The sequence below is a fragment of the Desulfuromonas carbonis genome (assembly GCF_054658035.1).
Window position 1 is genome coordinate 37,467 of sequence record NZ_BAAHXR010000004.1, and the last position, 7,800, is coordinate 45,266.

General features: G+C 66.9%; 6 protein-coding genes. 5 read left to right on the plus strand and 1 reads right to left on the minus strand.

Annotated features, from left to right (window positions below; genetic code table 11):
- Window positions 1–38: 38 nt before the first annotated feature.
- Complete coding sequence (gene pfkA, locus ACYQ8E_RS17510) at window positions 39–1,001, minus strand: 6-phosphofructokinase (RefSeq protein WP_066726549.1); 963 nt, start codon at window positions 999–1,001, stop codon at window positions 39–41.
- 175 nt (window positions 1,002–1,176) lie between these two features.
- On the opposite strand from pfkA, the gene lon reads away from it, so the two are divergent.
- The 5 genes from lon (at window position 1,177) to ACYQ8E_RS17535 (ending at window position 7,782) form a co-directional block, all read left to right on the plus strand.
- Window positions 1,177–3,552 carry an endopeptidase La gene (gene lon / locus ACYQ8E_RS17515; protein ID WP_066726551.1) on the plus strand — a complete coding sequence of 792 codons (2,376 nt, stop codon included), beginning with the start codon at window positions 1,177–1,179 and terminating at the stop codon, window positions 3,550–3,552.
- A 94-nt stretch (window positions 3,553–3,646) separates the two neighbouring features.
- Entirely contained in the window at window positions 3,647–5,143 is a 1,497-nt protein-coding gene (locus tag ACYQ8E_RS17520) for a M16 family metallopeptidase (RefSeq protein WP_066726553.1), read from the plus strand.
- Window positions 5,140–6,615 carry a M16 family metallopeptidase gene (locus ACYQ8E_RS17525; RefSeq protein WP_066726555.1) on the plus strand — a complete coding sequence of 492 codons (1,476 nt, stop codon included), beginning with the start codon at window positions 5,140–5,142 and terminating at the stop codon, window positions 6,613–6,615. Before ACYQ8E_RS17520 ends, ACYQ8E_RS17525 begins: the two co-directional genes overlap by 4 nt.
- Window positions 6,615–7,232, plus strand: coding sequence for a MarC family protein (locus ACYQ8E_RS17530; RefSeq protein ID WP_066726557.1), 618 nt, complete (start codon window positions 6,615–6,617; stop codon window positions 7,230–7,232). The genes ACYQ8E_RS17525 and ACYQ8E_RS17530 overlap by 1 nt, the downstream gene beginning before the upstream one ends.
- A 4-nt stretch (window positions 7,233–7,236) precedes the next feature.
- Entirely contained in the window at window positions 7,237–7,782 is a 546-nt protein-coding gene (locus ACYQ8E_RS17535) for a YkgJ family cysteine cluster protein (protein WP_066726559.1), read from the plus strand.
- The last annotated feature ends 18 nt before the right edge of the window (window positions 7,783–7,800 follow it).

Genomic DNA, 7,800 nt, shown 5'->3' on the forward strand with positions numbered 1-7,800 from the left:
ATTACCGGGCCCGCTGTCCTTTTTTCGGCCGGAGAGGGTCAGTGCCCGAGGACCGACGCCAGGGCGAGGATGCTTTCGTCGATCGGCCGGCGCCCGGCGGTGGCGACCGTCTCGAGGTCGCTGGTCGTCAATTTGCCGCAGGAGAGACCGATCATCTTGCCCGCTGCCCCGTCCAGGAGGAGCTCGACCGCGGCAACCCCGAAACGCGCGGCAAGGAGCCGGTCGAAGACGCTCGGCGCGCCGCCGCGCTGATAATGGCCCAGGACCATGATGCGCGTTTCAAAACCGATGCTGTCCTTGATCAAATCGGCGATCTCCTGGGCCCGGCCGGCCCCCTCGGCGACCATCAGCAGTGAGTTGTCGCGCCCTTCGGTAAAGCGCTGGCGCAGGACGCGGCAGATCTGTTCGAGGTCGAAGGGAACTTCGGGGATCAGGGCAAATTCGGCGCCGCAGGCAATCGCCGAGGTGACGGCCAGATAACCGCAGTTGCGGCCCATGGTTTCGACGACGAAGGTGCGGTCGTGGGACGACGCGGTGTCCTTGAGGCAGTCGACGGCATGGATAATGTTGTTGAGCGCGGTATCGACCCCGAGGGACATGTCGGTAAAAGGGAGGTCGTTGTCAATGGAGGCCGGAACCCCGATGACCGGTACGCCGAGGCGATGCAGGGCGAGGGCGCCGCGCAGGGAGCCATCGCCGCCGATCACCACGACCCCTTCGATTCCGGCCGTGGCCAGGTTGGCGACCGCCCGCTGCTGTCCCGCAGGTTCCAGCATTTCGCGGCAGCGCGCGCTCTGCAGGAAGGTGCCCCCCCGTTGCAGCATGCCACTCACCGACCGGGTGGTCAGGCGCTCCCACTGCCCCTCGATCAGTCCCTTGTACCCCTTGTGAATACCAATGACTTCCACCCCATGGACCAGGGCGCCGCGCACGACGCCACGGATGGCGGCGTTCATGCCCGAACAATCGCCACCACTGGTCAATACCGCCAGACGTTTCATTGCTTCCCTCTTTTCGGGTGACCCTGCCGTGGCAGGCTGAAAATCTGGGTGAGTTAACCACTTGCAGCGCTGCTTGTCAAAGGGTATCCACGCTTGCTTCGGCCCGGGCGGCTGTTAAGCTTGGAGCACCGCGAGCGCCCGGAGATTTGCCCGCGCCGGCGGCCGGAAGGAGTCGATGATGGAGGGATTCGCCCCGGAACCCGAGCAGTTCCCGGTCTATCCGATGCGGGAGCAGGTGAGCTTTCCGCACATGGTCTTTCCCCTCTTTGTCGGCCGGGAGGAGATGGCGCTGCTCGATGCGGCCCTGCGCGCCGACCATCTGCTCGTTATCGTCACCTGCTTCAGCACCAGGCTTCCCTGCGCCTGGCACGACCTCGCCCCCATCGGTACCCTCTGCCGGATCAACCGGATTTTCCGCCTCCAGGATGGCAGCTGCAAGGCGACGGTGGAGGGGGGGCAGCGGATTCGCCTGCGCGAGTGTTGCCAGCACTCTCCCTTCTTCGTCGCCCGCTGTGAACCGATCGTGGAAGAGCGGCAGCCGGGGCTGGTGGCCGAGGCCCTGGTCCAGAGCGTTCACGCCCTGCTCAAAATCGCCCTGGCCAGTGGCCGCCCCCTCCCCGGCGATGTCCTGAAGATGATTGACCAGGTCGAAGATCCGGGGCGCCTGGCCGACCTGGTGGCGGTCTACCTCAACCCCGGCTTGCGGGAAGCGCAGCGGATTCTCGAGATTCTCGCCCCCCTGGAGCGCCTCAAGGAGGTCTATCTCCTCCTCACCGCCGAGGTTCAGAAGCTCCAGGTCCAGGGGGAAATCCAGGCCGGGGTCAGCAAGCGGGTCGGCCGCTCGCAGAAGGAATACCTGCTGCGCGAACAGATGCGGCAGATCCAGGAGGAACTCGGCGATGACGACCCCCGGCAGTCGGAACTGCAGGAGCTGCGGCGCCGCATCGAAGCATGCAACCTGCCCGATGCAGCGCAGCGGGTTGCCCTGCGGGAATTGAGCCGGCTGGAGCATATCAACCCCGGTTCGCCCGAATATACCGTCGCCCGCACCTACCTCGAAACCCTCAGCAACGTCCCCTGGCAGACCGGCAGCGACGACCAGCTCGATGTCGCCCACGCCCAGCAGGTCCTCGATGCCGACCACTTCGGGCTCACCGAGGTCAAGGAACGCATCCTCGAATACCTGGCGGTGCGCAGCCTGCGCCCCACCAGCCACGGCCCGATCCTCTGTTTCGTCGGCCCCCCGGGGGTCGGCAAGACCTCGCTGGGGCGTTCCATCGCCCGGGCCCTGGGGCGCCAATTTATCCGCATCTCCCTCGGCGGCATGAAGGATGAGGCGGAGATCCGCGGTCACCGGCGCACCTATATTGGCGCGCTGCCGGGGCGGATCATCCAGGAGATCTGCCGGGCCGAGGTCAACAACCCGGTCTTCATGCTCGACGAGGTCGACAAGATCGGCCAGGATTTTCGGGGCGACCCGGCGTCGGCGCTGCTCGAGGTCCTGGACCCGGAGCAGAACGATTCCTTCACCGACCACTACCTCGACATCCCCTTCGACCTGTCGCGGGTGATGTTCATTACCACCGCCAATCTGCTCGAACCGATTCCCCACGCCCTGCGCGACCGGATGGAGGTGATCCACCTCTCCGGGTATGCCGACCGCGATAAGCTGGAGATCGCCTTTCGCTACCTGATTCCGAAACAGTGCGAGGAGAATGGCCTGGCCGGGCACGATCTCGAGTTCTCCCGCGCGGCGGTCGCCAAGCTGATCCAGGACTACACCCGCGAGGCCGGGGTGCGCGGTCTGGAACGGCAGCTGGCGGCCATCTGCCGCAAGCTCGCCCGGCAGCTGGCCCAGGGGGAGAGCGCTCCGCACCGGATCGAAGCGGCCGATGTCGAGGAGCGGCTCGGAGCGCGCAAATTTTTTACCGATGCCGCCGCCGGGGAGGATCGGGTCGGTGTGGTGACCGGCCTCGCCTGGACCGAGGCCGGCGGCGACATCATCTTCGTCGAGGCGACGCGCATGGCCGGGAAGAAGGATCTGCAATTGACCGGCAGCCTCGGCGAGGTGATGCAGGAGTCGGCGCGCACCGCGCTCTCCTTTATCCGTTCCCGGGCCGCTGACTTTGCGATCGATCCCTCCATATTCGAGCGCAGCGACCTCCATATCCACGTCCCCGCGGGGGCCATCCCCAAGGATGGCCCTTCGGCCGGGATCACCATTGCCGTTGCCCTGATCTCGCTCCTGAGCGGACGCCCGGCCCGGCGCAGCGTGGCGATGACCGGCGAACTGACCCTCACCGGGCGGCTGCTGCCGGTCGGCGGGGTCCGGGAGAAGGTCCTCGCGGCCCACCGCGCCGGGGTGAAAACGGTGCTCCTCCCGGCGCTCAACCGCGAGAACCTCGCCGACCTCGAGCCCGAGCTGCTGACCGAAATCCGGGTCGTAACGGTCGCCTCCCTGGAGGAGGTGGTCGAATGGAGCCTCCTCCCCGCCCCCGCGGCGGCGAGCCGCCCCTTTGCGCCCGCCAGCGGCTCTTTTGCGGCCGGTTGACGCGAAGAGGACTCGACCCCGGCCAGGCGACCGGTGTATAATCCAGCAACCTGCGGGTCCTGCACGGTCCGCCCACCCTATCCGGAGAGATGCCGTGAATCCCCATTTTCGTCGCTTTTTGCTGGCCGCCTGTTGCGGCCTGCTCGTTTTTGTCAGCGCGGCCGGCGCCCAGACCCTGAGCGACAAGGTCCGCCAGGCGACCCTCGACAACGGTCTCAAGCTGCTCGTGGTCGAACGCCATGATGCCCCGACCTTTACCGCTTATCTCACCCTCGGCGTCGGCGCTGTCGACGAGACGAGCGCCACCCGGGGGGTCGCCCATCTGCTTGAGCATATGCTCTTCAAGGGGACCAAACGCATCGGTACCCGCGACTGGCAGCAGGAAGCGCCGCTGCTGGAGAAGATCGAGGAAGTCGGCAGCCGCATCGACGCCCTCAAGGACGACCCCCAGGTCAACGCGGTCGAACTCGCCCGGCTGCGCGCGACCCTCGCCACCCTCCAGGCCGAGCACCGCCAGTACGTGGTCAAGGACGAGTTCTCGCGCATCTATGCCGAGAACGGCGGGGTCGGCTACAACGCCTTTACCAGCAAGGATATGACCACCTACCTGGTCTCGCTGCCGGCCAACAAGCTCGAGCTGTGGGCGGCGCTGGAGTCGGATCGCATGCAGAACGCAGTGCTGCGCGAATTCTACACCGAGCGCGAGGTGATCAAGGAGGAGCGCCGCCGCTCCTACGAAGCGAGCCCCGGCGGCATGCTCTACGAACGGCTGATCGCCAATGCCTTCACGGTGCACCCCTATCGGAATCCGATCATCGGCTGGGAGTCGGACATCGATCATTTGACCCTGGCGGAAACCCGGCAGTTCCTGCATGCCTACTACGCGCCGACCAACGCGGTGATCACCCTGGTCGGGGATATCGACTTCGACCAGGCCAGGGCCCTGGTCGAGCGCTACTTCGGCGGCATTCCGGCTGGAACCGAGGTAGCGCCGGTGACCGCCATCGAGCCGCCGCAGGGGGGGGAGAAACGGCTGCGGGTCGAATTCGACGCCGAGCCGCAACTGGCGATCGCCTTTCACAAGCCGACCCTGCCGGACAAGGCCGATTACCTTTTCGACCTCATCGACCAGATTCTGGCCCAGGGGCGCACCTCCCGCCTCTATCGCGCCCTGGTCGTCGAGCAGCAGCTGGCGACCTCGGTTTCGACCTATGGCGCTCCCGGGTCGCGCTATTCGAACCTCTTCGTCATCAGCGCCGTCCCGCGCTATCCCCACACTGCCGCGGAGGTCGAGGCCGCCATCTATCATGAACTGGAGCGCCTTGCCAGCGAGCCGGTCAGTGCCGATGAGCTGGAGCGGGCCCGCACCCGCCTGCAGACCGACCGGCTGCGCTACCTGAAGGGGAATGAAGGCCTGGCCCGGATGCTCAGCTATTACCAGGTCGTCGCCGGCGACTGGCGCTACCTGGTCGATTACGATGCGATCGTCGCCGGCCTCGACGCCGAGCAGGTGCGCCAGGCGGTTGCCACCTACCTGGTACCGGCGAACCGGACTGTGGCGATCCTCGACAAGGACGGGGGGCTGCAATGAAATACGTCTCCGTGACCACGCTCCTCGCCTGCTGGCTGCTGCTCAGTCTGGTCGCCTGTACCCCCGTGCCGCCGCCGGGGGATGTAACCAGCCTCCATTACCCGCCGCTGGTGTTCCAGGTGCCGGAAGTGGAGAAGCTGACCCTTCCCGGCGGCATCCGCCTCTATCTCAAGGAAGACCACGAACTGCCGCTGGTCGAGGTCACGGCCATGGTCGGCGCCGGCGACATCGGCGATCCGGCCGACCGCACCGGCCAGGGGGGGCTCTTTGCGGCCCTGCTCCGCACTGGCGGCGCCGGGGAACGCGGGCCACAGGCCTTTGATGACGAACTGGAACGCCTCGCTGCCGATCTCAGCGTCGAGATCGGGACCTACGCCACCACTTGCGATCTTTCCCTGCGCAGCAAGGATCTCGATTCCGGGCTGCAACTGCTGGCCGATCTGCTGCGGCGGCCACGCTTTGACGGCGAGCGGCTGGAACTGGCCCGGCGCCAGGCCATCGAAGGGGTGCGGCGGCAGGACGACCTGCCGGCGGCGATCGCCCAGCGCACCCTGATGCAGGCCCTCTACGGCGACCACCCGCTGGGGCGGACGCCGACGGTGGTGACCCTGTCGGCGGTCAGCAGGTCCGATCTACAGGCCTTTCACCAGCGCTTCTTTACGCCGGACAACCTCTGGTTGGCGATCACCGGCGATTTTCAGCGCGACGCGCTGCTGGCCAGTCTGGAACAAGTCTTTGGCGACTGGCAGGCCGGACCGGCGCCCCGCCAGGAGATCCCGGCCCTGCCGGCGGCCGCGCCCCCCGCTCTCTGGCTGGCGACCAAGCCGGTGCCGCAGACGACGATCCTTGCCGGCGAGGTCGGCATCGACAAGGACGCTCCCGATCTCCAGGCGGTGCGGGTGATGAACTGGATTCTCGGCGGCGGCGGCTTTAATTCCCGCCTGATGCGCGAGGTCCGTTCCAATCGGGGACTCGCCTACTCGGTCTATTCCTATTTCCAGGTCGGGCGCCGGCTCCCCGGGCCCTTCATCGCCGGTACCGAGACCAAGAGCGCCACCACCCTCGCGGTGATCGGGCTGTTCCGCGCCGAGATGGAACGGATGCGCCAGGAACCGGTGACCGCGGCGGAACTGGCACTAGCCAAGGAGAGCCTGATCAACTCCTTCGTCTTTGCCTTCACCGACAGCCACGAAGTGGTCAGCCAGCAGCTGCGCCTCGATTTTTACGGTTACCCCGCCGACTACCTGCAGGGCTACCGGGACCGACTCGCTGCAGTGACGGCGGCCGACGTGCAGCAGGCGGCCCAGGCCCATCTGCACCCGGACCGGCAGGCGCTGGTGGTGGTCGGTGACCCGGCCGCCTTTGACGGCGACCCGGGCGGCCTCGGCCTGCCGGTAACGCCGGTCCTTCCCGCCGCGGCGGACAGCCCGACGGCCAAAAATGGGCCGGAAGTCAAAGAGACCGGGCGCTGATGGATCTCCTCCTGAGTTTCGCGATCCAGCTCTTCATCGTTGTCGACCCGATCGCCGGCTTGCCGGTCTTCCTGGCGATCACGCCGCGCAACAGCGCGCAGGAGCGGCAGGCCATGGCGCGCCGCGGCTGCCTGGTGGCGTTCTTGCTGGTCGTCTTTTTCCTCCTCGGCGGCCCGATTCTCCTCGCCTACCTGGGGATTTCGACCGCCGCGGTGCAGATTGCCGGGGGATTGCTCCTCTTCGCCATTGCCCTGGAAATGCTCTATGGCCGACCGACCGGGACCGGGACGACCCGGCGCGAGGAGCGCCTGGCCGAAGCCAAGGCCGACATCTCGATCACGCCGCTGGCGATCCCGCTCCTCGCCGGCCCCGGCGCCATTGCCAACTGCCTGATCTTTGCCGGCCGCGCTGCGGGGGGAGGGGATTACCTCCAGCTCCTGGCCGCGGCAGCTGCCGTTTTCGTCGTCACTTACCTTCTGCTGGCACGGGCGAATCTCCTCGCCGGCTGGCTCGGCCGCCTCGGGACCGCGATCACCACCCGGGTGATGGGGCTGATCCTCGCCTTTCTCGCCGTACAATATGTCATCGACGGCCTGCATGCTGCTCTGGAAGGGTGAAAGAATGGACCTCGGCCAGTTTGATCAGCTCCTGACCGACTATCGCCAGCTGGTGAACCGGATCGACCGCCATGCCGCAGCCGTGGCTTCGGCCTGTGGCGACCAGCTCGCCTGTCACCCCGGTTGTGCCGGCTGCTGCCGGCAGATCACCGTCTCTGCCATCGAGGCGCTCGCCCTCTGGCGTGCCCTGCAGGATCTTCCGCCCGCTGCGGCCGCCGCGCTGCGGGCGGCGGCGGTTGCCGCCGAGGCGAGTGAGGAATGCCCGCTCCTGGAAGGGGGACTCTGTCGCCTCTATGCGGCGCGGCCGCTGATCTGCCGCACCCACGGGTTGCCGCTGCTGGTCGAAGATGAGGCCGGCCGCCGGGTCGATTTCTGCCCGCTCAACTTTACCGCCGGCGGGACCCTGCCCGGAGCCCTGGTCCTCGACCTGGAACGGCTCAACACCCTGCTGGCCCTGCTCAATCGCCAGTTTCTCGAAGTGCTGGCGTCCAAACAGATCGAACTCCCGGACCGGCTCAGCCTGGGCGTCGCGCTCTCCCTGCAACTGTGAAAAATCATTGCGATACAG

Bases quoted from the DNA above. Each gene is read 5' to 3' on its own strand.
- ACYQ8E_RS17525 (WP_066726555.1), top strand. From the start codon at position 5,140: ATGAAATACGTCTCCGTGACCACGCTCCTCGCCTGCTGGCTGCTGCTC.
- lon (WP_066726551.1), top strand. From the start codon at position 1,177: ATGATGGAGGGATTCGCCCCGGAACCCGAGCAGTTCCCGGTCTATCCG.
- ACYQ8E_RS17530 (WP_066726557.1), top strand. From the start codon at position 6,615: ATGGATCTCCTCCTGAGTTTCGCGATCCAGCTCTTCATCGTTGTCGAC.
- ACYQ8E_RS17535 (WP_066726559.1), top strand. From the start codon at position 7,237: ATGGACCTCGGCCAGTTTGATCAGCTCCTGACCGACTATCGCCAGCTG.
- pfkA (WP_066726549.1), bottom strand. From the start codon at position 1,001: ATGAAACGTCTGGCGGTATTGACCAGTGGTGGCGATTGTTCGGGCATG.